The 24,857-nt window shown below is 67.1% G+C and carries 29 protein-coding genes, 1 tRNA gene and 1 pseudogene; 20 read left to right on the forward strand and 11 right to left on the reverse strand.

Going from position 1 to position 24,857, the window contains the following annotated elements:
- Window positions 1-5 precede the first annotated feature (5 nt).
- The 6 genes from GGR89_RS18710 (at window position 6) to GGR89_RS18735 (ending at window position 4,194) form a co-directional block, all read left to right on the forward strand.
- Window positions 6-191, forward strand: coding sequence for a hypothetical protein (locus GGR89_RS18710; protein ID WP_125977285.1), 186 nt, complete (start codon window positions 6-8; stop codon window positions 189-191).
- A gap of 45 nt (window positions 192-236) precedes the next feature.
- A complete protein-coding gene (locus tag GGR89_RS18715; RefSeq protein WP_125977284.1) occupies window positions 237-1,955 on the forward strand; it encodes an SGNH/GDSL hydrolase family protein in 1,719 nt (572 codons plus the stop codon).
- On the forward strand, window positions 1,955-2,203 hold the full coding sequence (locus GGR89_RS18720) for a hypothetical protein (RefSeq protein WP_125977283.1): 249 nt from the start codon (window positions 1,955-1,957) through the stop codon (window positions 2,201-2,203). The genes GGR89_RS18715 and GGR89_RS18720 overlap by 1 nt, the downstream gene beginning before the upstream one ends.
- Before the next feature lie 137 nt (window positions 2,204-2,340).
- Window positions 2,341-2,553, forward strand: a complete 213-nt coding sequence (locus tag GGR89_RS18725; RefSeq protein ID WP_125977282.1) for a hypothetical protein — start codon at window positions 2,341-2,343, stop codon at window positions 2,551-2,553.
- A 135-nt stretch (window positions 2,554-2,688) separates the two neighbouring features.
- On the forward strand, window positions 2,689-3,792 hold the full coding sequence (locus GGR89_RS18730; RefSeq protein ID WP_125977281.1) for an acyltransferase family protein: 1,104 nt from the start codon (window positions 2,689-2,691) through the stop codon (window positions 3,790-3,792).
- Between the two features lie 81 nt (window positions 3,793-3,873).
- Window positions 3,874-4,194 carry a hypothetical protein gene (locus GGR89_RS18735; protein WP_126002622.1) on the forward strand — a complete coding sequence of 107 codons (321 nt, stop codon included), beginning with the start codon at window positions 3,874-3,876 and terminating at the stop codon, window positions 4,192-4,194.
- Here GGR89_RS18735 and GGR89_RS18740 read toward each other — a convergent pair.
- Both GGR89_RS18740 and GGR89_RS18745 read right to left on the reverse strand, forming a co-directional pair.
- Window positions 4,191-4,595: a type II toxin-antitoxin system HicB family antitoxin gene (locus tag GGR89_RS18740; protein WP_125977280.1), complete on the reverse strand. Its 405-nt coding sequence runs from the start codon at window positions 4,593-4,595 to the stop codon at window positions 4,191-4,193. The two genes, GGR89_RS18735 and GGR89_RS18740, sit on opposite strands and share 4 nt — an antisense overlap.
- A 35-nt stretch (window positions 4,596-4,630) precedes the next feature.
- The gene (locus GGR89_RS18745; RefSeq protein WP_125977279.1) at window positions 4,631-4,822 is read right to left on the reverse strand and encodes a type II toxin-antitoxin system HicA family toxin; all 192 of its coding nucleotides are present in this window, start codon (window positions 4,820-4,822) and stop codon (window positions 4,631-4,633) included.
- A 282-nt stretch (window positions 4,823-5,104) separates the two neighbouring features.
- Here GGR89_RS18745 and GGR89_RS18750 point away from each other — a divergent pair.
- Window positions 5,105-5,181 (forward strand) — tRNA-Pro (locus GGR89_RS18750).
- A gap of 1,072 nt (window positions 5,182-6,253) precedes the next feature.
- Window positions 6,254-6,832 carry a PEPxxWA-CTERM sorting domain-containing protein gene (locus GGR89_RS18755; protein ID WP_125978366.1) on the forward strand — a complete coding sequence of 193 codons (579 nt, stop codon included), beginning with the start codon at window positions 6,254-6,256 and terminating at the stop codon, window positions 6,830-6,832.
- Window positions 6,833-7,216: 384 nt separating this feature from the next.
- On the opposite strand, the gene GGR89_RS18760 is transcribed toward GGR89_RS18755, so the two are convergent.
- From GGR89_RS18760 to GGR89_RS18800, 9 genes and pseudogenes are all read right to left on the reverse strand, one after another.
- Window positions 7,217-8,047 carry a DUF6683 family protein gene (locus tag GGR89_RS18760; RefSeq protein WP_209092382.1) on the reverse strand — a complete coding sequence of 277 codons (831 nt, stop codon included), beginning with the start codon at window positions 8,045-8,047 and terminating at the stop codon, window positions 7,217-7,219.
- Between the two features lie 113 nt (window positions 8,048-8,160).
- Window positions 8,161-8,796: a hypothetical protein gene (locus tag GGR89_RS18765; protein ID WP_125978368.1), complete on the reverse strand. Its 636-nt coding sequence runs from the start codon at window positions 8,794-8,796 to the stop codon at window positions 8,161-8,163.
- Between the two features lie 153 nt (window positions 8,797-8,949).
- A complete protein-coding gene (locus GGR89_RS18770) occupies window positions 8,950-9,327 on the reverse strand; it encodes a helix-turn-helix domain-containing protein (RefSeq protein ID WP_125978370.1) in 378 nt (125 codons plus the stop codon).
- Window positions 9,324-10,151, reverse strand: coding sequence for a type III secretion system export apparatus subunit SctT (gene sctT, locus GGR89_RS18775; protein ID WP_125978372.1), 828 nt, complete (start codon window positions 10,149-10,151; stop codon window positions 9,324-9,326). Before sctT ends, GGR89_RS18770 begins: the two co-directional genes overlap by 4 nt.
- Window positions 10,148-10,414 (reverse strand): type III secretion system export apparatus subunit SctS, encoded by a 267-nt coding sequence (gene sctS, locus GGR89_RS18780; protein ID WP_125978374.1) that lies wholly within the window; start codon window positions 10,412-10,414, stop codon window positions 10,148-10,150. Before sctS ends, sctT begins: the two co-directional genes overlap by 4 nt.
- A 129-nt stretch (window positions 10,415-10,543) precedes the next feature.
- Window positions 10,544-11,164, reverse strand: a pseudogene (gene sctR, locus GGR89_RS18785) (type III secretion system export apparatus subunit SctR); the annotation flags it as partial.
- A 74-nt stretch (window positions 11,165-11,238) separates the two neighbouring features.
- On the reverse strand, window positions 11,239-12,156 hold the full coding sequence (locus GGR89_RS18790; protein WP_125978376.1) for a FliM/FliN family flagellar motor switch protein: 918 nt from the start codon (window positions 12,154-12,156) through the stop codon (window positions 11,239-11,241).
- On the reverse strand, window positions 12,156-12,476 hold the full coding sequence (gene fliO / locus GGR89_RS18795) for a flagellar biosynthetic protein FliO (protein ID WP_125978378.1): 321 nt from the start codon (window positions 12,474-12,476) through the stop codon (window positions 12,156-12,158). The genes GGR89_RS18790 and fliO overlap by 1 nt, the downstream gene beginning before the upstream one ends.
- A gap of 24 nt (window positions 12,477-12,500) precedes the next feature.
- Window positions 12,501-13,658: an EscU/YscU/HrcU family type III secretion system export apparatus switch protein gene (locus GGR89_RS18800; protein WP_164542739.1), complete on the reverse strand. Its 1,158-nt coding sequence runs from the start codon at window positions 13,656-13,658 to the stop codon at window positions 12,501-12,503.
- Between the two features lie 526 nt (window positions 13,659-14,184).
- On the opposite strand from GGR89_RS18800, the gene GGR89_RS22075 reads away from it, so the two are divergent.
- From GGR89_RS22075 to GGR89_RS18860, 12 genes are read left to right on the forward strand one after another with little or no spacing between them, the layout of a single operon-like run.
- A complete protein-coding gene (locus tag GGR89_RS22075) occupies window positions 14,185-14,970 on the forward strand; it encodes a lytic transglycosylase domain-containing protein (protein WP_206434344.1) in 786 nt (261 codons plus the stop codon).
- Between the two features lie 2 nt (window positions 14,971-14,972).
- Entirely contained in the window at window positions 14,973-16,934 is a 1,962-nt protein-coding gene (locus GGR89_RS18810) for a flagellar biosynthesis protein FlhA (RefSeq protein ID WP_167713046.1), read from the forward strand.
- Window positions 16,931-18,769, forward strand: a complete 1,839-nt coding sequence (sctC, locus tag GGR89_RS18815) for a type III secretion system outer membrane ring subunit SctC (protein WP_125977685.1) — start codon at window positions 16,931-16,933, stop codon at window positions 18,767-18,769. Before GGR89_RS18810 ends, sctC begins: the two co-directional genes overlap by 4 nt.
- On the forward strand, window positions 18,766-19,986 hold the full coding sequence (locus GGR89_RS18820) for a hypothetical protein (protein WP_125977687.1): 1,221 nt from the start codon (window positions 18,766-18,768) through the stop codon (window positions 19,984-19,986). The genes sctC and GGR89_RS18820 overlap by 4 nt, the downstream gene beginning before the upstream one ends.
- Window positions 19,983-20,291, forward strand: a complete 309-nt coding sequence (fliE, locus tag GGR89_RS18825) for a flagellar hook-basal body complex protein FliE (protein ID WP_066722170.1) — start codon at window positions 19,983-19,985, stop codon at window positions 20,289-20,291. Before GGR89_RS18820 ends, fliE begins: the two co-directional genes overlap by 4 nt.
- 2 nt (window positions 20,292-20,293) lie before the next feature.
- Window positions 20,294-20,716 (forward strand): hypothetical protein, encoded by a 423-nt coding sequence (locus GGR89_RS18830; RefSeq protein ID WP_125977689.1) that lies wholly within the window; start codon window positions 20,294-20,296, stop codon window positions 20,714-20,716.
- On the forward strand, window positions 20,713-21,477 hold the full coding sequence (sctJ, locus tag GGR89_RS18835; protein ID WP_125977691.1) for a type III secretion system inner membrane ring lipoprotein SctJ: 765 nt from the start codon (window positions 20,713-20,715) through the stop codon (window positions 21,475-21,477). The genes GGR89_RS18830 and sctJ overlap by 4 nt, the downstream gene beginning before the upstream one ends.
- On the forward strand, window positions 21,474-21,950 hold the full coding sequence (locus GGR89_RS18840) for a hypothetical protein (RefSeq protein WP_125977693.1): 477 nt from the start codon (window positions 21,474-21,476) through the stop codon (window positions 21,948-21,950). Before sctJ ends, GGR89_RS18840 begins: the two co-directional genes overlap by 4 nt.
- The gene (locus GGR89_RS18845; RefSeq protein WP_167713048.1) at window positions 21,947-22,534 is read left to right on the forward strand and encodes a FliH/SctL family protein; all 588 of its coding nucleotides are present in this window, start codon (window positions 21,947-21,949) and stop codon (window positions 22,532-22,534) included. The genes GGR89_RS18840 and GGR89_RS18845 overlap by 4 nt, the downstream gene beginning before the upstream one ends.
- The gene (locus GGR89_RS18850; protein WP_125977697.1) at window positions 22,531-23,850 is read left to right on the forward strand and encodes a FliI/YscN family ATPase; all 1,320 of its coding nucleotides are present in this window, start codon (window positions 22,531-22,533) and stop codon (window positions 23,848-23,850) included. Before GGR89_RS18845 ends, GGR89_RS18850 begins: the two co-directional genes overlap by 4 nt.
- Entirely contained in the window at window positions 23,840-24,295 is a 456-nt protein-coding gene (locus GGR89_RS18855; RefSeq protein ID WP_125977699.1) for a hypothetical protein, read from the forward strand. The genes GGR89_RS18850 and GGR89_RS18855 overlap by 11 nt, the downstream gene beginning before the upstream one ends.
- Window positions 24,292-24,846 carry a hypothetical protein gene (locus tag GGR89_RS18860; RefSeq protein ID WP_125977700.1) on the forward strand — a complete coding sequence of 185 codons (555 nt, stop codon included), beginning with the start codon at window positions 24,292-24,294 and terminating at the stop codon, window positions 24,844-24,846. The genes GGR89_RS18855 and GGR89_RS18860 overlap by 4 nt, the downstream gene beginning before the upstream one ends.
- Window positions 24,847-24,857: the final 11 nt, after the last annotated feature.

Below are 24,857 nucleotides of genomic sequence, written 5' to 3' on the forward strand. Positions count from 1 at the left end.
CGGGCGTGGTCGGCGCGCCGCTGCCGACCGGTGACGTACTGGCCGACTGGCAGGTGTTTGCCGACGCGCAGACCGGCCAGCTCGACAAGGCGAACGATCGCTATCGCGCGGCGATCGGCATCGTCGGCCGCTGCGAAGCGCGCGACGCGGCTGCGGTGAAGCGGGCCAGCCGCAGCTTCCTCGGGCTCTAATTTCCCGCTCCCGCCACTTCCACGACAAGAAAAGGGTCTCGACCGATGAAAACCATCCTGCTCTGGGACCAGCGGTTCCCGGATCGTCCGCCACACCGAATGTCGGTGAACGACACCTTCGCCTCGGCCGCCGTACGCTCCGGCTTCGCGGCGCCGGTCGACCCGGCCGATTTTGCTACGCTGAACGTCGGTGGCCCGCTCGATCCCGGCACGCCGACCGAGATCGCGTTGGAAGACGGTGTATCGAAGCGGATGCGGCGAATTGCGGTGCCGGCGAGCGTGGCGGCGATCGCGATCTCGTTGGGCGTGGGCGCGAGCATTGGGAAGCCAATCAGTGCGACGCCGTTGCCGACGTTGACCCTGACGCCCACCAGCGCCTCGATCCCTGCGAACACGGCAGCCGGCTATCAGCTGTTCGCGATCGGCAACGTACCTGCGGGTGTGACGCCTACGATCAGTCCGAACGACGGCCGCTTCGTGATCAGCGGGAGCGCCGGCACCGGCTGGGTCGCCGTTGTCGGTCTGAGCGCGCTTAGTGCCGGATCGGTCGACATCGCCGTTTCTGCAGCCGGCGCCAATGGAGCCTCCTTCGCGCTCACCGTCACGGCAGCGTCATCGGTGACTTTTCAATTCCCTGCGGTTCAAGCCAAAATGGCGGCTGGCCAGCGATCGCAAATTGCGATCGTCGGGGACAGCGCAGTTGCGGGCTGGGGCGGCGGCGTCGACAGCGGCACGGGGGCTGCCAGCCAATCGACCGCGGGTAATGCTCCGGGCAACTATCTCCGCAACAAGTCTTGGCCTGCCCAGCTCAAGGATATGCTGATCGCTCGCGGCGTTCCATGCCGACACGACGCGTTCTTCACCTCGCAGCCCGACTCGAGCGTGGCGAACATGCAGGCCGCAAATCCGAATATCGTTATCGGTACCGGCTGGACGCTGACCAACTATAGCCTTAGCGGCTCGATGTTGAACTGTCCGAACACGGTCACCACGCCGATTACGTTCACCCCTGAAATCGCGGCCGACTCCTTCGACATCATCCATTCGGCAACGGCGGGCCTGGGGATCATCGTGGTCCAGGACGAAGATGGCCTCAACGTCCAGATCAACGAGGGCACCAACAGCGGCGCTCAGGTTGTCACGGCGAGCGGCAACGGCATGAAGCGGACCACCATCACGCGCCCCGTCGCCTCGACGAAGCCGATCACCATCACCCGCGTTTCTGGCGGCCAGGTCTTTCTGGTTGGCATCATTCCCTACAACTCGACGTCGCCCTGCCTTGAGATCCTCAACCTCGGCTGGCCTGGCGCCAAGGCGTTCGGCACCAACGGGACCGGCCACTGGAATATCTATTCCGATCCGTCGACCATGACCGCGGCGACGCCGTACAATGCACTCGGCGCGCTCAACTCGGATGCCTATATCATCGAGCTGGGCACGAACGACGCCAACCAGGCCGTGACCGCGACGGACTTCCAGACCGCGATGACCAACATCGCCACCAAGCTGAAGGGCCAGGCTGGCGGGAATGGCGCCAACGTGGCGCTGGTCAAATGCCGAGTTGCCATGACCGGCGGCTACAATATGTCGTCGGAAATGCTCGCGGTGATAGACACTGTCACGGCGAACCTAAGCCTGGCGCCGGTGATCAACTACAATGTGATCCCGTTCGTCACCACCGATCGGTTCGACGGCACGCACCTCTCAGCGCAAGGCTACGCCAAGGAAGCGACTGTCGCGCGCCAGAGCATGATCGGCTCGTAATGGCCACCCAGACCGAGCAATGGGTTGCCGACTGGCTCTCCCCGTTCCTGCAGTCGATCAAGGCGATGGTGTCGTTTCCGGACACGCCTCGCCTCGTCTGCCTCGTCTTGCAGACGGGGCACATCGTTTTCCACCGCGACGGCTTATTCTCGGTATCCGATCCCGACGAGCCACAGGAGAAGACGGCGCAGAAGCTGCATGGGTTGATCGCCGTCACCGCGCAGTTCGACCCGCCGCCGGCCCAATAATGGCACTCTGCGATCGGTGCCGGTGCCAGGTCGAAAGCGTGCATGAATGGGGCCCGTGGCGGGTGGAAGGGGCGTATAGCACCGCTCCGACCATCTACTTCCGTTCCCACTATGTGCATGCGCGCGGACGGTGCGCGGTGCTGCTGGCCCTCCTGATCCAGCGGAAAGGCAAGCTGCCGGTGTCGAGCGTGGAGTCCATGGCGCCGGTTCGAGAGGGGACCTGCTCGAACGTCGGCATCCAGCTCGCCTATCGGGTGCGAAAGCTGGTGCGCGAGGCCACCGGTGGCGCTTGGCGCCTTACAGCAGTGATCGATGGCTTATACTTGCTCGAACAAGCTAAAGGGGCCTAGCAAGCGTCACTATCAAGACACAACGGCCGAAGATCGGCGCTTGCGGCATCGCGAGGCTATAGCTTAGAAGCTAACCCTAGAAGAGTCCTGCTGACACAGGCAGGAGTCTTTCCTTCAAGGGGGGCGAAGGGCGACATGAGCGTTGAAAGTGAGATTGTGCGTCCTGCACAGTCGGTCGGGGGGCGATACAAGACGCTCGATGCAATCCGGGGAATGGCCGCGCTAGCAGTCGCTGCCTACCATCTCGGCCAGAGGGACGTGCAATTCATCCCGGGGGGCTATCTCGCGGTCGATTTGTTCTTCATCCTCAGCGGATTCGTCATCGCCCTAAATTATGAAGGCAAGCTCACCAATGGGTTGAGCTTTGCTGACTTCTTCTGGCAGAGAATTTTGCGGCTCTATCCGATTTATTTCGTAGGGCTTGTGCTCGGCTGCCTGAGGCAGGTTGGTGGCGTCTTGCTGCATCTCCCCCATAGCCTGGGGATGGGGGAAGTCGCTTTTGCCGCGCTGTGCGCGTTATTCATGCTGCCCGCCCCACCGATGGGACCTGGGCCTTATGAGCTTTTCCCGCTGAATATCCCCAGCTGGTCCCTATTCTTCGAGTTCGCGGTGAACGTCCTGTTCGCGCTGGTCTTGGTGCGCCTGCGGACCCGGCATCTGCTGATTATTTCCGCTGCCGCGCTGGCATGGCTGGCACCGCAGATCGCTTCGCCGGAGTTCTTCAACGTCGGCTGGTCTTGGCAGCATTTCGATCTTGGTTTGGCCCGCACGCTGTTCGCCTTCCCGGTGGGGATGGTGCTCTGGCGGCGGATGCGCCTTTCCGATCGAAGGGTCTCCTGGATCTCGCTGGCGGTGGTGGGGCTCGTGTTGGTGTTGATGATGGCCCCCGTTGGCAATCATCGGCGGCCGATGTTCGAACTCCTCACCGTCTTGGCGATCTTTCCTTTGATCGTGTGGTTCGGCGTCCACTACGAGCTTCCGGCAAAGGTGGCTCCGCTTTTCAGCTATCTTGGCGACATCTCCTACGCGGTCTACGCGATCCACTTTCCGTTAGTGGTTGTGTTCGTGATGCTGGGCAAGCGTCTGCATCTCCATGGCCTCGTAACCACGGGTCTGTTCGTGCTGTCGGTCGGTTTATTGGCCAGCGCGGTGGTCCACTGGTTCGACACACCAGTCCGGCGCATGCTGCGAGGGTTCGTCGCGGGACGAGCGGGGACGCGATCGACAGCCACGGCTTGATGGGGAGCTGCCAGCGAACAGCGGCCGCCTTGGAAGATAGCTGCCCTCGACTCCTGCGAATGTTCTCTCCATGTTCCGCGAATGCGAGTCGCCAGAGACCGAGCCATCTTCCATGCGCTGTGCGTGGTGGACGAGGCGCAGGAGCGCGCCAGAACCGGAGCTGTGCCGCCAACGGCGGGGCTCCGGCTGGCGCTAGCGTTCCTGCATCTCTGCGGAGCGGAGCGGAGCTGGATCGAGCAGTTCTGGAAAGCAGCGGTCGGGCGGTCGGAGACGGGGCAGGGTGCCACCGCGTTCGGCCGCAGCCAGGAGATGACAGCGGCCGTGAACGCGATCACGCGTGCGGTGGGCGTCGAGAGATCCTCGGCGTTCTTGGACGCTCTGCGTGACGCGCGCCGCAGCTAGCGTTGCGGCGCGGCGGCTACTTTTCCGCCGAGCTTTTCGCGCGCCGCTTCGGCGAGGAAACGAGATCGATTGCTGGCGACGCGATCGATCCGCGCGAGCAACTGATCCTCGATCGTGATTTGAACTCGAACGGCGCGGCCCGGGCGCTCGCCTGCAACCAGAAGCCTTGCGACCTCGACGCTACCCTCCTCTGGATGGATGGCATCGATCGCGGACGGCTCGGGAATCGGGTCGCCGAATTCGGACATGACGGACAGGTGCCCCTCAAGCGCCTCTTGCGCGCCTTCGGCGGCTTCCTGGGCAGTGCTGCCGGCGGAAACGCAGCCCGGCAGGTCCGGGAAGTACACGCCGAACCCCTCCGAGTCTTTTTCGATGATCGCAGGATAGTAGACGGTTGCCATAATCATTCCCTTCTCGGGCAGATGGTGTGTGCCGCTCACTTATTGAGCGGCACACCAGTTTGCTTCGTGATGCTGTTGAGCGTGCCCTTGGGCAGGTGGCTCTTCGGGTGGGGAACCGTTGCCAAGCCGGGCTTTGTCGGGTGGCGGAAGTGCTTGTGGCTTCCGGTCTGGCGGACTTCGTACCACCCGTCTGCTTCGATCAGTTTTATCACTTCCCGGCTTTTCATCTCGGCTCCCTCGCTATGTGTATTCTATACACACACAGCCGCCGCGACGCAAGCATCTATACACACGATATACAGCTATCAGCGTATTTTTCCGCTCGAAAGGTTAGCCAAATTCGGCGAGGCCCAGAGGTGATCCGCGCAAAATTCCGGTAGGGTGGACACGCTAAACGGTTGATAATGAACGATTGCCGCTATCCTGCCGGGCCCACCAGTGTGTTGCTTGGTATCGAGCGTGCGAGGCCTTGTGTCCGCAGCCCGGACGCTCTAAGCGCGGCGGTCCGTCGGGGAGTAGCGCAGTCTGGTAGCGCATCTGGTTTGGGACCAGAGGGTCGCAGGTTCGAATCCTGTCTCCCCGACCATGACATGCGCGGCGTTCCGGCTGCTTCCGCTCCTGTCCTTCTTTCCGCCGGTAGAGCAGGTGCGAGCCGCGGCTGACGGATTCTCTACCTCCGCTATTGGCCGTCGGCGGCGCCGAGGGCGGCTGGCGGACCGTCCACCCGGCACGATCGCACCAGCCTTGCAGAAAAAAATCCCCGCTGAACGATATGGGAAGGTGGTGAGGATTTGTCGGACAGGGTTGTTGTCCGGCCAGGGAAAGCTGTTGGGGATCAGGGCGATTTCATTGCACTGACGCAGATTCGACCTGCTCACTCGGCAGTTCTGGCGAACCGTTTGGCGCTGTCTTTCATCGCGCGTGTGAAATTCATCAAGCGCATGCAGGCGGCGTGCGCCGTCAGTGTCGGGGGCTGCAAATCTACCCATGGTGGCGACATATACCGGCCTGTTGCAGTGCGGCATTCGTGCTCATTGGATTTGCAGAATACGCCTCAAGCCAGGCTTTTCGTCTGTAATTGTTGTGCTGCAAAGCGAAACGCTTTGGTTGACATTCGCGTAAACCTATTGGGGTTCTTGCTGTGGTGCGCGAATGCAGCGGGGAATGGCAAGCAAGGAATGTAGCTGTAACGAATCATTACTTTCCTCGCGGCGCGCCTTCAGTCGCTTCCGGGCATATTCTCCGCACAAATGTGTATCGCTATCCCGGGAACCAAATGGTTAAGAAGTGGTTAACTCACACGGTTGCATGCACGATGTGCTCGGCCCGCGTTTTCTTCGTGCATATACTTCGGATATGTGAAGTGTAATGCGGTTTTATGCGTTAATAGTGCGGCCGCAGGCGAAGCACAATTGAGTATAGAATACCTTCACGATAATGAAGATATAGTATGTGCGGTCGCCAGAGCGCCAGAATTCGCTGAAAATGCAATATGAAACGGGTTTTGTGCCGTGCTTGTCGTGCAGAAATTGGACAGGCTCGACAGTTTGTCTTCCATTAATTACGCTGCAGCGCACATTATCATTGACGAAGAGCGCTTTTCCGTTGAGTAGGGCGCTGCCGGCAATCCGTCGGCGTGTTAACCATTAGGGGGTTTTATGCGCACTCGTGTTCTCACCCTGCTGGCTGCTGCGACCGTCGCGGTTGCAGCCCCGGCCACCGCTTCGGCGGCGACCATCATCGGCGGTTTCTCGGCTGGTCTGGTCAATGTTACGAGCAGCACCGCAGCAATCGGTGCCGACACCACGTTCAGCAACGGCGGCAGCGCCGTGCTGGGTTCGAGCGGCGACCTGTCGTCGGTCGCTCTCTTCACGTCGTTCCTCACCTCGTCGGTCACCGCGACCTCGGGTGCGGCGGTCACGTTCAATGCCGTGTTCGGTTCGTTCGCCGGCACGGTGGCGAAGGTCACCACCGGCACGAACTTCGTGACGATCTACACGCTCGGCGACTTCACCCCGACCGCCGCGTCGGGCTACGACAAGGGCAAGGCCTCGGTGGCCTTCACCTTCAACCAGGCCGGTGGCGCTGGTTCGGACATCTCGGGCAGCTTCAGCTTCGCCTCGCCGCCGAGCCCGATCCCCGAGCCCGCTACCTGGGGCATGATGATCGCGGGCGCCGGCATGGCCGGTGCTGCCGTGCGTCGTCGTCGCGCCAGCGCGAAGGTTGCTGCGGCCTAATCGGCTTTCGCACCTGCACATGGAAAGGGCGGTGCCGGCAACGGTGCCGCCCTTTCTGCATGGCGTGAGCGGAGCGCGTGGATCGGAGACAATCCCCTTGCCGCGGGGGACACGTCGCGCGGCGCGTTGTTGCGCGGCCTGGGCGAACGTCGTCCGCGCCGCTGCGCCGCCGGCTTCGCTGCTCGATCTGCCGGTGTCCCCGGGAAAACGTTTCTGATCGGATCGATCCGGTGCTCGGGCCAGGCGACGGCGATGTGCGGAAGGTGACCTTACCCGTCTTCCGCCCCCTAGCGAGCGGATGACCATTGCCAGCCCCTATTCAGGCGGTCGGAGAAAGCCTCGTCCTGCAGCCGCTCTTCGGCGTCATCCGGCCGCGGCGGGGAGTCAACCGCGGCGCTGGCGTATCATCAGCAACCCGCCCATGCCCACGCCGCCGGCGGCAAGCGCCAGGGCACCATAGCTGCCGGCATACCCCATCGGTGCCGGGCCCGACCGCTTCTGGTTGTGACCGACCCTCGCCGGCACGAAGCCGTGTGCGGTCAGCGCGAAGCTGTCGAGATCGAGGCCCATTTGCGCAGCGCCCTTGCGCGCGGCGTCGCCGATCGCGCGCATGCGCTCGGGATTCTGCTTCGCCTGTTCAACCGCGCCATCCAACAATGCGCTCTGCACCCACAGCGCTTCGGCGAGTTCCTGCTTCTGTGCGTCCGACGCACCCGCAATCTCTCCGGTCGCGCCGATCGCGCTGGCGGCCTGACGGCGAACGGCGGCGAGCGTTGCACGATTGGGCGTGTCGTTGTCGCCGTGCGCGGCCTCCCAGGCGGTGATCCACCACAGCGCATATGCGTCGGCGATATTGTCGATCCGGAGTCCCTGGGGCGCGACGAGCGCGCCGATCTTCTCGATGAAATCACCCTGCGCGAACAGCTTTTGCAAATCGTCGGCGCCGCGCGGGTCGGCCGCGCGAGTCTTGCTGACGAAGCGGGCAAGATTGGCCATGCGCCGTGCCTTTGACGGTGCATAGCGGTGCATGCCCGGGTCCGCCGCGATCCGCGCGTGCGCCTGCGGTGCCCTGGCGTCGTTCGAAAAGCGATCGGCATGATCCTGCAGTGCGATCCGCGGCCCCTCGTAGAGCATCGGGCTGATCATCTGGGCCTGCGCCACGCCGGGCAGGGCGACGAATGCCAGGCCGAGGGAAATGAGCAACCGCGATGCCATCGATACCTCCCACACATGCCGGACGGATCGTTGCCCGACAGCCGGCAGAATAAAAAACGAGCCGGACGAAGTCGATGCTTCGCCCGGCCCTTTGCGATGAAATGCCGCGTTTCCTAGCCCTTGCGAGCCATGGTCGACAGGCCTTCGCCGATCGTCTTGACCATGTTGGTCGTCGACTGCATCAGGTAGCTGAATTCCTGGGTGGCGACCTGCAGGTCGGTCATCGTCTTGGTCGACTTGTTGCTCTTCGACTGGGAATCGTAGGTCTGCGCCAGCGATTGCATTTCGTCGATCTTCGCATCCATCGACTGTGCCATCACCTCAGCAATCGCACGCAGCCAGTTGCCGCTGCCGACCCGGCCTTCGCGCGAGCTCTCGGTCTTGGCGCGGTCGCTGCCCTCGCGCGACGCGGCGAAGAGGTTCTCGGCGATGTTGTCGGCCTGCTGGCTCATCTCGCGCGCCATCGCGCCCTGCTCCGTCGGCGACAAAAGGCCGTAGCCGACCGTGCTGACCGCATCGGCGATGCTGCCGGGCGCCCCGCCGACGGCGGCGCTGAAGGTGCTCTTGGCGATGTCGATCATCCCCTGCGGCAGGCCCAGCTTTTCGCCGAGCTGCTGGAGTACCTGCTGGCCGATCGCCGCGCCCAGCGTGCGCACCGCGAGCGATGCCCAGCCCGCCGGGCCCATCGCCAGGGACGCCAGACTGATCGGATTGACCAGAGACCGCGTAAGACCGCTCAGGAGACCCATGGATCGTTCCTTTCCATCCAGATATCGCGCTCCCCCTCGGGAGCCAGGCCGCCGACACCGTGTCGCCGGTACGAGCGCAAATTGCCCCGGATCGGCGCCGCACGCGCTCCACGATTCGTTTAGCCGGGCTCAACGAATCGTGGAGGGGTGCGATCATTCGAGCGGCAGGAAGAGCAGTCCCGCCAGGCTGTTGAGTTCGCGAACGCCGTCGAGATCGAGCTTGCGGATCGCGTTGTTCATGTGCGTGCGCACGGTGTTCTCGGTCATGTTGAGCAAGGTGCCGATATCGCCGTTCGCGCGGCCCCAGCCGAGGAAGCGGAGCACTGCCGCCTCGTTGCGGGTCAGCGTCTGCAGCCCGGCCAGATGGAGCAGCGGCACCCGCCAGCCGGGCACGGTGAACGCGCCGATGCGGATCTCGCGGGTGGCGGCGCCGCGGCGCGCCTCTGCTTCGCGCAACTCGGCGATCAGCTGGGCGAGCTGCTCGGCATCGCTTGGCGGCGAGGGCGCGCGGAGGGCGGTGGCGCTGGTCATTGGGGCTTGGCCGTTCGCTGGAGGACGCCGCCCGCAATCTCCTCGCGCGTGCCGAGATCGGCGAGGATCGCCTGGGCGAGCAGCGGCAGGGTGAGGATGACGACGAAGGTGGCGGCGGCGGCCTTGATCGGCATCGCCATCGAGAAGACGTTGAACGACTGGGCGAAGCGGTTGAGGAACCCCATCGCCAGGTCGATCACGTAGAGCACGGTCAGTACCGGCGCCGCGAACAGGAAGGCGAGGGCGAACAGCCGCCCGAATTCGCCCTCGAAGAACATCAGCGCGCGCGCATCGAGCTGCAGCGCGCCGGGGCCGAGCGGCCAGATCAGGTAGCTGCCCATCACCGTGCCGACGAGCAGGGTGAGCCCGCCCGCGGTGACGAACACCACCTCCGCAAAGCGGCTGAGCAGGATGCCGGTGAGCGAGCTGGTGTTGCCGCTCAAGGGATCGACGAGTTGTCCGATCGTCGCACCCACCTTGGTGTCGATGATTTCGCCCGCCGCGCCCATCGCCCAGAGCACGGTGCCGAAGAAGAAGCCGATCGCGCCCCCGGCGGCGGCTTCCTTGAGCAGCATCTTGAGCCAGCCCATCGCGGAGAGGGCGTTCGGGTGAAAGTCCGGCTGCATCTGCAGCGCGACCAGCCCGAAGGTGACGATGATGCTGTTGCGCACCGTCCCCGGCATTACCTCGCGCGAGAAGACCGGCACGAACACGAAGGCGAAGGCGAAGCGCGCCGAGGCGACCGCGACCACCAGCAACTGGTCGAGCCACGGCATCGCCGCGAACAGCGGCACGCCGACGCCGGGCGGCACCGCCTCGATCATCGTCCGACCGCCGCGAGGCCGGAGAAGATCGAATCGGCATAGCCGTACAGCGTGCCCGCCATCAGGCTGGCGGTGACGAAGATGCTGATCACGATCGCGAAGAACTTCAGCGTATATTGCAGCGTCTGTTCCTGCAGCTGGGTCGCCGCCTGCACGATCGCGACGAGCAGCCCCACCAGCGACGCCGCGATGATCGGCGGCGCCGAGAGCAGCAGCACCAGCCACAGCCCCTGCGTGGTGACGGCGACCAGGTCGTCGCTCATGACATTTTCTCCGCGCGGTGCCGGCCCGCTCCCCCACCCGGCCACCCATAGGATACTGGCGTTGGGTGGCCGGGTGGGGGAGCGGGCCGGCACCGGACCTGCGCCCTTGGCGCAGCAGGAAGCACCCCCTTACGCATAAGAGAGCACCAGGCCGTGGCTCAGCTTCACCCAGCCGTCGACCAGCACGAACAGGAGGATCTTGAACGGCAGCGAGATGGTGACGGGGGACAGCATCATCATGCCCATCGCCAGGAGGATGTTGGCGATCACCATGTCGATGACGAGGAAGGGCAGGAAGATCAGGAAGCCGATCTGGAAGGCGAGCTTGAGCTCCTTCACCACGAAGGCGGGGATGACGATCACGAAATCGGTGTCGCGCAGGCTGCTGACCTTGCCGGGATCGCCGATCCGCTGCTGGGTGCGCAGGAAGAAGGCCCGCTCGCGCGGATCGCTGTGCTTGACGAGGAACTCGCGCAACGGCTCCTTGGCGCGATCGGCGGTGGCGAAGATGTCGCCGGTGCTCTCGATCGGGTTTTCGGCCTGCGCCGGGGGATCGCCGGGCATGGTGGGGGTGGCTGGGCCCTGGACGGCGGCGGCCGCCTGCATCTTCTCCAGCGTCGGGTACATCACGAACACGCTGAGGATCAGCGCCAGCCCGTTGAGCACGAGGTTGGGCGGCACCTGCTGCAGCCCCAGCGCGTTGCGCACCAGGCTCAGCACCACGGCGATCTTGGTGAAGCTGGTCACCATGACCGCGAAGAACGGCGCAAGCGCGATCAGGACGACCGTGATCAGCGCCGAGCCGGGGGTGAACTGGGCGAGGTTCACGCCGCCACCTCCACCGGCTGCTGGACCGTGCCCTCGGCGAGATCTTCGCGCGCCTCGATCAGCACCGCGAAACGATCGCCGAGCTGGACCAGCTCGCCGCGGGCAATCGGGCTGCCGGCGACCAGCAGCTCTACCGCCATCCCTTCGGAGACGGGGCCGAGCGGCAGCGCCAGGCCCGGGCGCAGATCGGCGAGCGCCGCGGCGCTGACCCGCTGCGCGGGCAGGCGGAGGGTGAGGGGCACGGCGAAATCGCGGGGGGAGGGGGCAGCGTCGCTGGATTCCATGGGCGCTCCGTCGGGATGCGGGGTGAAACTGCCGGCGGCGAGGTCGAACTGACCGGCCTGCCGGAAATGCGGGGCTTCGAGCGTGGCGCGGGGGCGGGCGCCGATCAGCACGAGATCGCCGGGGGCGAGGTCACCCGCTTCGGCGATGCCGAGCCGGGGACCCTGTACCAGCAGCAGTGCAAGAACCGGCAGGCGCGATGCCAGCGGCGTGAGCGCATCCGCCTCGGCAAGCCAGTTTGCCGCATGCGGATGGTCGCAGGGGAGGAGCAGCGCGGCTTTCTGGTCCTCTCGGCGCAGCGCGAAGTGGAGCATGGCCTCTTCCGAGGCGCTGCGGAGGTCTTCCGGCTCCAGCTGCAAGCCCAGCACCTGCTCCAGCGCGAGCAGCATCGGTTCGGCATCGTCCAGCGCGGCGGCGGCTTCGGCGATCCGTTCGGGATGGAGCACGGCCCCGCCGGGGCGGAACTGGCTGCCATCGGCGCAGCGAAACCAGCTGCCGCGCGGCGGCGCCGCGACGATCTCGACCGCGAACCCGGCATGATCGAGCAGTCGCGCGACGGCAGCGGCCAGCGCGTCGCGCGCCGGATCGACCCGTGGCAGGTCGAGCGCATCGAGGCGGAGCATGGTCGCCATCAGAAGCGCACCGGCGCGGCAACCGGCTTGGCCGGCGCCTGCCCCTCGGGCCAGCGGGCAAGCAGCGTTACCGACCCGGCGGTGACGCCGACCAGCATCGTCTCGCCGCGTGCCTCGATCAGCACCACCCGTTCGCGCTGGCCGAGCTGCATCGAGCGGAGGAAGCGGATCGGCGCGTCGCTTTCGCCATTGGCGGCGACGCCCAGCTGGCGATCCCGCAGCTTCTTCAGCAGCCAGATCACCCCCCAGGCCATGCCCAATACCAGGGCAAGCGCCACGACGGTGGCGAGGATCGAGGAAAAGACGGCTCCGATTCCCATGATGCGATTCGTTCTCCGGTCTGGTCAGCGTTGGGGCGCGGCGAGGCGCGGGGCGGCGGTATCCATGTCGTGCTGCATCGGGCCGTCGCCGCTCTTCGCCTTGGCGGCCCAGAGGATCACCGCGGCGATCGCGTCGAACATGTCCTCGGGCACGATCTCGCCGATCTCGCCGCGTGCCCACAAGCTGCGAGCGGCGGCGACGTTGCGGACGATCGGCACGCGGGCTTCCTCCGCCTCGGCGCGCATCGCGGCGGCGAGCTCGCCCATGCCCTTGGCGGCGATCACCGGCACCGGGCACGTCGCCTCGTCATAGTTGAGCGCGATGGCGATCTGGGTGGGGTTCACCAGCAGTGCGGCGGCGCCCCGCGTGGCACCGATATTGTTCTGGTTCGCCCATTCCTGGTGCATGTCGCGGCGGAGTGCGCGGACCTGGGGATCGCCTTCGCTCTCCTTGTGCTCCTGCTTGATGTCGCGGCGGCTCATCTTCATCTTCTTGATGAAGCTGTGCTTCGAATAGATCCGGTCGGCGACCGCGACGAACAGGAAGACCGCGACCACCATCGCCAGCATCTGCAGCGTCAGCGAATAGGTGAGCCCGATCGTGCTCAGCGCGGCACCTTCGCGCGATTCGTCGATCGGCGAGGTTGCGGCGAGCCGGATCAGCTGGCCCGAACTGGACAGCGCGCTCTGATAGACGAGATAGCCGATCGCGCAGATCAGCCCGGCCTTCACCAGCGTCTTGGCAAGTTCAAACAGGCCGTCCTTGCCGAACATTCGCTTCAGGCCCTCCACCGGATTGAGCTTCTCCAGCCCGAACTTCATCTTCTCGGTCGTCATCATCGGACCGACCTGGAGGAACTCGGCGAAGGTGCCGATCAGTGCGGCAGGGACCAGCGTGGCGAAGGTGAGGCGCAGCAGCGTCCACGCCGCATCCCAGCCGATCGCCGGGGCGGTCTGCTCGAACGAGCCGGTCGCCGCCTGCGCCACCACATCGGTGGCGAGGCGCGCGAGCTCCCTCGCGGCATAGCCCGAGACCCCGACGACCAGCAGCAACCAGGCGAGCGTAAGAAGTCCGGTGGCCAAATCCTTGGACTTGGCGACGTCACCCTTCTTGCGTGCATCTTGCAACCGCTTCGGCGTCGGGAGCTCGCTCTTGTCGGCGCTATCCTTGCCTTGGCTCATGAAGTTGAACTCTTGCTGCCGGACAGTGCGACCATAGTCGCGAAGTGTCCGGACAGGTCGAGCAGGTCGACACATTGTCTGCCCGTGGGGCGGGGCAGCAACATCGTTAAAATCCTGTAACCGGTTCCCGGATGCAACAGGCAAAATCTGTGCCGGATGCAAAATGGATAGGTTAAGTTATTGATATTGAACGATGTTCGGCGAGTCGAATCGCGGTGGGTGGTTGCTCATCGGCGATCAGTTGTGTTGACACGAGTGTCAACAAAACTTGAATTTGAAAAGGTTCCGCATCTCATCGACATAATGTCTCCGTTCGTCGCGCCGTAACACTGCGAAATATTTCTGAATATCGACTTGAAATTGTAAGAAAATCGCGACAGCCTATAGGTGTTCCTGGACGGGCAGGCCGGGAATTGTGGGGCATCGTGCTGAGACAACTGTTGGCCAAGAGCGCCATCGGCTGGGGAGCGATGCAATGTGTAGAGTAGTTCTTAGCGTTTCCTCGCTGGCCCTGTGCGGTGCGGCGATGATTATTCCGGAAGCGGCATGGTCGCGGGACAAGACCCCGCCGCCGCCGCCCTGTGCGCTGACCGTCACGTTGCGGGTGGCGGATGCGGCGTCCCTGGCGGGGATCCAGTCCCTCCAGGGCTGCAGCAACATCCTTGTCGCGCCGGGTACTCCGGCCGAAATGCCGAAGGATGTGCGGATCGCGCCGGAGGCCGAGGAGGGTTCCTCGGGCGATCGCGCCGCGTCGTTCCAGCTGGTCTCGGGCAAGAAGCACCGCGCGGCGGAGCCGGCACCCGCCGCCACGCTGCGGGTCGCGGCGATCGCGCCGCTCCGCCAGGAGCCCGCGTCGCGGACGGCGGCGTCGGACGCGGCGATCCTCGCGATGCGGCCGCTATCCTATGCGACGCGCTATGATGCGATGATCCAACGGGTCGCGGCGCGCCGGCGGGTGGATCCGCTGCTGCTGCACGCGGTGATCGACCAGGAATCGCACTATCGTGCCGATGCCCGCAGCCCGGTCGGCGCGCACGGCCTGATGCAGCTAATGCCGGGCACGGCGCGGATGCTCAACGTCTCGGCATCCAATGCCGAGGCCAATGTCGATGGCGGCGCGAGGCTGCTGCGCCAACTGCACGGCCGCTTCAACGATTTCAACCTTACGCTCGCCGCCTATAATGCGGGCGAGGGCGCGGTGCGGCGCTACGGCAACCGCATCCCGCCCTACCCCGAAACCCAGTCCTATGTGGCCGGCGTACTGGGCCGGTACAGCCGGCTGCTCGCCGAACAGGCCGCGCGGGCCCGCTGAACATGGCCCCAGCCCTGATCCTGCGCGGCCTGCGCCGCATGCCCCTGCGCGTGGCGGACATGCTGCTGGTCGGCAGCGTCGTCACCGTCGTGCTGCTGATGATCGTGCCGATGCCGCCGCTGGCGCTCGACGCGTTCATCGCGACCAACATGACGGTGGGCATCCTGCTGCTGCTCAGCTGCATGTACGTCACCAAGCCGCTGGATTTCTCGACCTTCCCGACGGTCCTGCTGCTTTCCACGCTGTTCCGGCTGGCGATCAGCATCTCGACGACGCGAATGATCCTCACCCATGTCGATGGCGGCGAGATCATCCAGCAGTTCGGCCAGATGGTCGCGGGCGGCAATCTCGTGGTCGGGCTGGTGGTGTTCCTGATCATCACCATCGTCCAGTTCATCGTCATCTCGAAGGGCGCCGAGCGTGTCGCCGAAGTCGCCGCGCGGTTCAGCCTCGATGCGATGCCGGGCAAGCAGCTGTCGATCGACAGCGACCTGCGCTCGGGCATCCTCACCAAGGACGAGGCGCGCGAGAAGCGCCGCACGCTGGAGATGGAGAGCAAGCTCCACGGCAGCCTCGACGGCGCGATGAAGTTCGTGAAGGGCGATGCGATCGCCTCGGTGATCATCGTGCTCGTCAATCTGCTCGGCGGGCTGGCCGTGGGCATGCTCTACCACGGCATGTCGGCGGGCGAGGCGGCGACGACCTTCTCGATCTTGACGATCGGCGACGGGCTGGTCGCGCAGGTGCCGGCGCTGTTCTCGGCGATGGCGGCGGGCATGCTCGTCACGCGCACCACCGACGAGGAGCGGGACAGCGACCTGGGCCCCGCGATCGCGCGGCAGATCACCGGCAAGCCGCACGTGCTGATGATCGCCGGCGGGCTGGCGATGCTGCTCGGGCTGGTGCCGGGCTTCCCGACGCTGATCTTCTTCACGCTGGCGAGTGCGCTCCTGCTCGGCGGGGCCTTCCTCCACCCGACCTCGGGCGCCTGGCTGCGGGCACGGCTGGGGCTGGCAACGAGCGAGACGGCGGTCGCGACCGGCGAGACGCTGATCCCCGCGCAGGCGCTGCCGGTGGTCGATCCGCTGCGGCTCGCCGTCGGCCTGCCGCCGCAGCATCCTGCCTTTGCGGCACTGGCGGAACGGCTGCGCGACGCCGCGGCGGCACTCCAGACGCGCACCGGCATCGCCATTCCCGACCTACGCGTCGTTCCCGACGCCCGGCTGAACGAAGGCGAGTGGCTGCTCAGCGCCCACGACGCCCCGCTCGGCGGCGGCGCCAGCGACGCGGGCGCGCTGCCTGACGTGGCGGCGGAGCGCGTGGCGCAGCTGCTCGAGCGCAATCTCGGCCTGTTCCTCGGGCTGCAGGAGGTGACCGATCACCTCAACCGGCTCGGCGAGACGCACCCGGAAGTCGTCAAGGAAGCGGTGCGCGCGGTGCCCACCGGCCGGATCGGCGAAGTGCTGCGCCTGCTCGCCGAGGAAAGTGTGCCCCTGCGCAACTTCCGCGACGCGATCGAGGCAATCGGCGAGGTCGGCCAATATGAGCGCGAAGCCGTGCCGATGGCCGAGCGGGTGCGCGTCGCGATGCGCCGCCACCTGATCGCGCCGCTCTGCGAGGCCGGCCGCCTCCGCGTGCTGATCGTCGGCGCCGATCTGGAGGAGACGATCCGCCAGACCGTCACCCCCGCCGACGGCCAGATGCGCCTCGCGATCAACCCGCACCAGATGCGCGCGCTGATCGCGCTGCTCTCCACCCAGGTCGCCACCAGCGGCGCGCGGGCGATCCTCACCGCGCAGGATCTCCGCCGGCCGCTCCGCCTGCTGATCGCGGGCGATCTGTTCGAGGTTCCGGTGATCAGTTTCAACGAGCTCAACCCGGCCGTGCCGCTCGACATCGTCGGCGAAATCAACGCCGCCCCGGAAAGCCTGACCAACCAGATGTCGGACGAGGTTTCCCTATGATCCGCGCTCAGCACTTCCTTGCCCTGCTTGCCTGTACCGCATTGCTGCCTGTTGCCGCATCCGCCGAGACGCCGCCCATGGGGCAGAAGCGGATCACGCTCACCGCGCGCAACCAGCGGGTCGATGTCGCCGTGGTCGATCTGTTCGGCCAGGCCGGGGTCAAGGCGAAGGTGAGCTCGGCGGTGACCGGCAAGGTCAACGGCGTGTTCGTCGGCACGCCGCGCCAGGTGTGGACCCAGCTCGCCAAGGCCTTCAACCTCGTCGCTTACTATGACGGCGCGGTGGTGCGGGTCTATTCGGCGGCGGAAGTTACCTCGCGCAGCTTCAACGCCGCCGATCCCGAGGCGGTAGTGCGCGACGCGCAGAAGCTGCGGATTCTCGACGACGCCAATCGCGTCTCCGCAGCGAGCAATTCAGTGAGCGCCACCGGCGTGCCGGCGTTCCTCGATCGCGTCGCGCAACTGGCGGGTACCGCAGGCAACCCGGCGGTGATCCCGGCCTCCGCCACATCCTCCAACGCACCCATCGTCTCGCCGCTGCTCGGCCCCGCCGCGCTGGAGACGGTGACCAGTTCGCCGCTTCGCTCCAAGGTGCTGAGCGGCGCCACGACGCGCTCGCCCTATGAGGTGCGGATCTTCTACCTCCGCTATGCGCGCGCCGACGACACGATCCAGAAGAGCTTTGACCGCACCATTACCATCCCCGGCGTCGGATCGATCCTGCGCGGGATGATGGGGGACGGGCGGCCGAGCGCGACGGTTTCGACCAGCGGCAATTTCGATGTCCAGCGCCAGTCGCTGCCGCGGCTGGGCGGGCGCGGCCTCAACGCCGTGCCGCCCGACGAGGCGCAGCGCAGCTTCGACCAGCAGGGCACGCCGGGGCTCGATACCGTCGTCGTCCGCGAGGCGGCGGTGCGGGATATCAACGGCCCGCGCGTCGAGGTCGATCCCAGCAACAACGCCGTGCTGATCCGCGACCGGCCCGAATCGATGACCGTCTACGAGGACATCGTCCGCGCACTCGACGTCGAGCCGCGCGGCGTGGAGATCGAGGCGACGATCCTCGAGCTCGATACCAGCAAGCTCAAGGAACTGGGGCTCGATTTCGGCTTCAGGACCGGCGGGCTGGGCGCGCTGTTCGGCGGCAATGCGACCAACCCGGCCAACAACTTCTCCAGCGGCAATGTCGGTGCGGCATATCTGACCGGCGGCCTGGACCTGTTCGCCGCGCGCATCACCGCGCTGGAGAAGACCGGTGCGCTGCGGGTGATCTCGCGGCCGCGGCTGAGCACGCTCAACAACATCCCCGCCGTGTTCAACAACCAGGTGCAATATTATGTCCGCGTCGCCGGCGACCGGCAGGTGGACCTGTTCCCGGTCACCGCGGGCATGGTGATGCGGGTCTACCCGTCGATCCTCTACGACGGCGGCGAGCTGCGCACCCGGATGGCGATCGAGATCCTCGACGGCTCGCCCACCGGGCTGGTGGTCGACGGCATCCCGGCGGTGAAGCAGAGCAGCATCAACACCAGCGCGGTGGTGAAGCAGGGCGAGAGCCTGCTGATCGGCGGCATGACGGTCGAGACCTCCTACGACTACAAGTCGAAGGTGCCGGTCGCGGGCGACGTGCCGATCCTCGGCCAGGCCTTCCGCAAGCGCAAGAAGGGCGACCAGCATTTCGAGCGCATCTTCCTGATCACCCCCCGCGTCGTCTCGCGCCGCGAGCAGCAGGCGGCGGCGGTGCAGCCTGCGACGGCGACCAACCCGATCCCGATAGAGCAGATCCAGGCCGCCGCCGATCACCACCAGAAGCGCCGCCGGAGGGCCCGCCGGTGAACGCGCCCTTCGCCCCGGTAAAGCCCGGCACGATGGTGCTGCGGGTGCTGAACGGTCGCCTCTCGGGCGCCGAGCACCGGCTGCACCGGGGCAAGTTCGTCCGCGTAGGGCATGGGTTCGAGCATGATATCGTGCTGCGCGATCCCTCCGTGCGCGGCGTGTCGCTCGAGCTCGACCTGGCCGACGGCATGGCCTGCGTCCGCGTGGCGGCGGGGCAGGTGACCCTTCTCGGCCGACCGGTCGGAGCGGGCGAGCAGGCATCGCTGCCGCCCTTCGTGCCGATGCTGGTCGGCGCGGTGGCCGTCGCGATCGGCGCGCCGGAGGACCCGCGCTGGGAGGACGCCATCCGGCTTGCGCCGATGGTTGCGCCAGCCGCTGCCGATGCACCCGTATTGTCGCCGCAGCGCGCCGCGCTCCCCGAGCGGGTGGCGACCCGGCTCTACCCGATGCGCGGCGCGCTGGCGCTGGACCGATACTGGCCCGCCTATGCCGCGGCCGTGGCGGCCTTGCTGCTGCTCCTGCTGTTCGCGCCGCCCGCCGTCCGCTGGGTGGCGCGCGAGCTGCACGACAGCGCCGGCGAACAGACGATGCTCGCCGCCGCCGGCTTCCGCGACCTCGAGGTGGAGGAAACCCGCAACGGCACGATCGTCCGCGGGATCGTCAAGGACGACGCCGCGCTCGCCCGGTTGCGCCAAATCGTCGCCGAGCGGATTGGCCCGGCCACGCTCGATGTAGAGACGATGGACGGCCTCGCCGCCGCCGCCACCGATCTGCTGCGCGCACAAGGGGTCGATGCTGAAGCGATTCCCCGCCGCGGCAACGCACTGATGGTGAAGGCTGAATTCCTCCCCGCCGATCGCCAGGCCGATCTCGCGCGGCTGATCAAGGAGGACGTGCCCGGCATCACCCGCGTCGACTTCGCCACCGACGGCAAGCGCGGCGACCGCGACCTGCAATATTTCTTCTCGGGTGCCGAATACGGCCTCGCCACCTTCGTCGACGGCGACCCCGGCTACCTCACCACCGCCGACGGTACCCGCTGGTTCGCCGGCGCCACGGTGCCGACCGGCCACCGCATCGTCGCCATCGGCAACGGCCGCGCCAGCTTCGAGCGCGACGGCCGGATCGAAGAACTCGTCCTGGGACCCAGCACGCCGCCGTCCCCGGCACCCTCCACCACCTCTGGCGGCGACACCAACGGAGTGACCACCCAATGACCAACCCGATCAACAGCGCCGTCCTCGGCACGATCGCCTCGCTCGGCAACATGGGCACCACCGAGAGCCGCACCGGCAAGGGCAACTGGTTCGAGGCGTTCGGCGAAGCCTGGGGCAAGGCACTCGACACCCAGGCCGATGCGATCACCGCCCAGTCCGACGTGGTGAGCCAGGGCGGCGACAAGCCTTCCGACATCACCCAGCTAACCACCGAATCGATGCGGATGAGCTTCATGGCGAACAGCTCGCACAGCTCGATCGACAGCGTCTCCAAGGCGCTCGAAACCATGGCGCGGAAGAACTGACGATGAGCATCGATGCGATCGGCGCGCTGGTCGCGCCGGCCGGGGGGCAGGGCACGAGCGGCGTGTCGCGCGCCTTCGAACTGCTCGCCCCCGGCGGCCAGGGCGGCGGTGCCACCACGCCGCAGTTCGACGCGCGCTTCCAGGCGGCGCTGGAGAAGATGGGCGGGGTGCAGGGCACCGTCGCCGCCGGTCGGATCCCGCCGGCGATGAAGGGCATGTTCAACGCGCTCGACCAGGTGAACGTCCAGGCCCGCGCCGTCTCGCGCTATGCCGAGGCCGCCGAGGCCAGCGGCGGCCAGCTGACCCCGGGCGAGATGGTGCAGCTCAACATGAAATGCTCCGAGTTCATGTTCCAGGCGCAGCTTACCTCCAACATCGCCAACCGGAGTTCGGACGGCGTGCAACAGCTGTTCAAGCAGCAATGAGCGGCCGCGCCCCCGCGCGCCGCTGGCAGGCGCGGATCGCCGCGCCGCTGCTGGTGATCGCCGCCTTCGGGCTGGCCGGCTGCAGCCGGCAGGAAGTCTATGGCAAGCTCACCGAACCGGCCGCCAACGAGATGATCGCCGTGCTCAACCAGGCCGGCATCACCGCGACCAAGGTGGCGGGGGAGAAGGACCAGTGGAGCATCGCCGTCGACCAGGCCGATTTCGCCCGCGCGGTGGAGACGCTGCGCGCCCACGGCCTGCCGCACGAGGACTATGACTCGCTCGGCTCGGTGTTCAAGAAGGAGGGCTTCACCTCCACCCCGCTGGAGGAGCGGGCGCGGCTGATCTACGGCCTCTCGCAGGAGCTGAGCCGGACGATCAGCGCCATCGACGGCGTCGTGCAGGCGCGCGTGCACCTGACCATGCCCGAGGCCGACCCGCTCTCCCGCGAAGCCAAGCCCTCGGCTGCGTCGGTGTTCGTGAAATATCGCACCGGCTTCGACCTGCGCAGCCAGACCGGGGCGATCAAGTCGCTGGTCACCAATTCGATCGACGGGCTGACCTATGACCGCGTCTCGGTGGTGATGGTGCCCGCCCAGGCCGCGCCGGTGCTGTCGGAGAGCGAGGGCATGGTGTCGGTCTCGACGCTGATGCGCGGGGGCATCGGTGTGGTCGCACTGATCGTGCTGGCGATCGCGGGACGCGGGCTGTGGCGGATGCGGAAACCCCGGACCAGCCTGCCGGATACGGTGCAGCGGTGAATCGGGAGACGCGGGCCGCCAAGCTGGCGCTGCTTGCCCGCCATTGCGGGCAGGGCCGCGGCGCGCGCTTTGCCCGCCGGGCGAGCGGGCAGCCGCCGGTAAGCTTTGGCGACCTCGCCAAGCTGCCCGACTGGCTCGACGCGCCCGAGGCGCAGCGGGCGCGGATCGCCGCGGCGGCCGGGCTGCTGCGCCTTCGCCGGGCGATCGATACCGAGCTTTCGGGCCCACGCTTGGCGGCGCTGGCGGCGGCGGTGGGCGAACCATTGTTCGACGCGGTCTGCGAAGCCGAGGTGCCGGAGATCGTCAGCGCGGAGAAGCTGCCGTCACCGGAGCGCGTGCTCGCCGTCGGCACGCAGTTGCTGGAGGCCGCCCTGCCGCTCGCCTTGCAGGACCAGTTCCCCGGTGCGCGTGACGATGCCGCGGCGCGCGGCCTGCTGGCGCGCGCCCATGCCATCGCGGAGAGCCTCGCATGACCTATCATCTCGTCCAGGCCGACGATTCCGCGCTGCTGTTCAGCGAGCGGGCGGTGATCAAGCGCGGCGAGCGCCAGTCCTTCGCCGCTGCGGTGGCGTTGCTGGGCGCGGTGCGCGAGGCGCAGGCGCGGGCGGTGCAGGCTGCGAATGCTGCGCGGGAAGAGGCGTACAGCACTGCGCTGGACGGCGCGCGGGCCGAGATCGACTCCTTGCTCGCCGGCGAAATTGCACGGTTTTCCAGAGCTATTGATTTGGAAGAGCAGACGCGTCGTGCCGAGATCGCCGAGGCGGCGCTGGCGGCGGTGCGTGCCGTGCTCGGCGAACTCGACAACGCGACGCTGGTGCCCGCGCTGGTCGCCCGCGCGCTCGACCGCCTGCAGCCGCAGGGCGCGGTGATCGTCGCCGTGGCGCCGGACTTGGCGGACAAGGTTGCGGAGCGGCTGGAGGCGCTGACCGAAGTCAGCATCCTGCCCGACCCTGCACTCGGCGCGCACGATTGTGCGATCCGCACCGAACAGGGGCAGGTGATCGCCAGCCTGTCCGTCCAGCTCGAGACGCTTGCCAAGCGCTGGGGGGTGGCATGAGTGATCCGCTGGCGCTGTTGCGCGCGCTCGATGCGGCACCGATGTTCGAGCAGCACGGCCGCATCGTCGGCGCGCTCGGCACCACCCTGCGCGTCACCGGCGTGCGCGCGCGGATCGGCGAGAATTGCGAGATCGTCGACGCCGAGACCGGCTTCTCGCTCTGGGCCGAGGTCATCGGCCTCGCCGATGGCGGCGCGATCCTCACCCCGCTGGGCGACCTGCGCGGCTTGTCGATGCACAGCGACGTGATCCTGCGCAGCGGCGAGGATCGCGCGCCCTATGGTGCCGACATGCTCGGCCGCGTGCTCGATGCCCGGCTCCAGCCGCTCGATGGCTTGGGCGGCGTGCGTCGCGGCACCGACCGGCCGATTCATGGCGAGGCGCCCAACCCGATGCACCGCCGCCCGATCGACGCGGCGATGGAAACCGGCATCCGCGCCATCGACGGGCTGATGCCGATCGGCATCGGCCAGCGCGTCGGCATTTTCGCCAGCGCCGGCGTCGGCAAGTCGACCCTGCTCGCCAACCTGGCGCGTAACGCCCAGTGCGATGCGATCGTCATCGCGCTGATCGGCGAGCGCGGTCGGGAGGTGCGCGAGTTCATCGAGGAGATCTTGGGTGCCGAGGGGCTCGCTCGCTCGGTGGTAATCGTCGCCACCTCGGACCGTCCGGCGATGGAGCGGGTGCGCGCTGCGCATGTCGCCACCGCCATCGCCGAGGGTCTGCGCGACGAAGGACGGCATGTGTTGCTGCTGATGGACAGCGTCACCCGCTTCGCCCGCGCGCTCCGCGAGATCGGGTTGGCGGCGGGCGAGCCGGCGGTGCGGCGCGGCTTCCCGCCCTCGGTCTTCGCCGAGCTGCCGCGGCTGTTCGAGCGCAGCGGAACGGCCGCCGAGGGCGCGATCACCGCGCTCTACACCGTGCTGCTGGAGGACGAGGAGGGCGATCCGATCGGCGAGGAAGTGCGCTCGCTGCTCGACGGGCATATCGTGCTGTCCCGCAAGCTCGCCTCGAGCGGCCATTATCCGGCGATCGACGTGCTGGGCAGCCTCTCGCGCCTGTTCCCGCGCCTCGCCACCGTGGCGCAGCAGCGCGCGGCGCATGGGCTGCGCGCGATGCTGGCCAAGCTCGACGAGATCGAGCTGCTGGTCCAGATCGGCGAATATCAGCCCGGCCGCGATCCGCTGGCCGATCGCGCGCTGGCCGAGCGCCAGGCGATCGCCGCCTATCTGCGCCAGTCCGGTAGCGAACGCACCGCGCTGGGCGAGAGCATCGCCCGGCTGCGCACCTTCGAGGAGATGGACCATGTCCGCTGACAACCGCGCGCCGGTGCTGGCGCGTATCGCCCAGATGCGCGAGCAGCGCCTGACCCGCGCGCTGATCGAGGCGCGCGAGGCCGCCGCGCAGGCGCATGCGGCGGCCAGCGCTGCCGAAGCCGCGCGCGCCGCGGCGGAACGCGCGCGCGGCGATGCCCGGCTGCTGTTCCAGGCGAGCCCGGCTTGCCCGCAGACGCGGCTCTGGCTCGACCGGCGGGTGGCCGAGGAGATCGGCGCGGCGGCCCGTGCCAGCGACCAGCGCGCGCGGCACGAACTTGCGGTCGATGCCCAGGGCGCCGCCGGACGCGCGCTCGATCAACACCGCGCTCGCAGCGAGAGCGTCGCCGCGCATCACCAGACCCTCCGCCGTGCCGAGCAGCGCCGGGCCGAGGATCGCGTCGATTCCGAGGCCGCTGCCTTTCTCCTGTCGCGGGGCTGGGCATGAACGGCGCTCCGACCAGCGGTTCGGTCCAGGGCAAGCCTGCACCGACCCCCCGCGACGCACCGGCCAAGGGTGAGTCCGAAGCCGCACCCAAGCAGCGCAAGGCCTTCGCCGACGCGCTCTCCCGGCACGCCGGCAAGCGTTCGGCGAAGGATCCCGGCATGGAAAAGGCCGACGGATTGGCGGCGATGATCGCGCCGCGCGACTTCGCCGCGCTTGCCGTGGCGGCGCGGCCCTCGGCGGCAGGCACCGTTGATCCCGCCCAGCGTGCCCAGCTCGACCGGATCGCCGCCGCCATCGCCGAGGTGAGCAAGACCGCGCAGCCCGAGGTACATCTGTCGCTGCCGCTCGGCAGCTACAAGGTGGAAGGCGCGGTGCTGGGCCATGACCTGGCGGGGCAGGTCAATGTGCTGCTGATTCCCTCCGCTGCAGTGCCGCCTGCAGTGGCCGCGCAGTGGAGCGAGCAGCTGCACGAGCGATTGCTGCGCCGCGAGGTCCGCGTCGGCAAGGTGGGCGTGCAGGGAAGGGCAATGCCGGTGGCGGCGCGGCGCTGAGGCCGCGTCGC

The sequence above is a fragment of the Sphingomonas trueperi genome (assembly GCF_011927635.1).
In the GTDB taxonomy this organism is placed as follows: Bacteria; Pseudomonadota; Alphaproteobacteria; order Sphingomonadales; family Sphingomonadaceae; genus Sphingomonas; species Sphingomonas trueperi.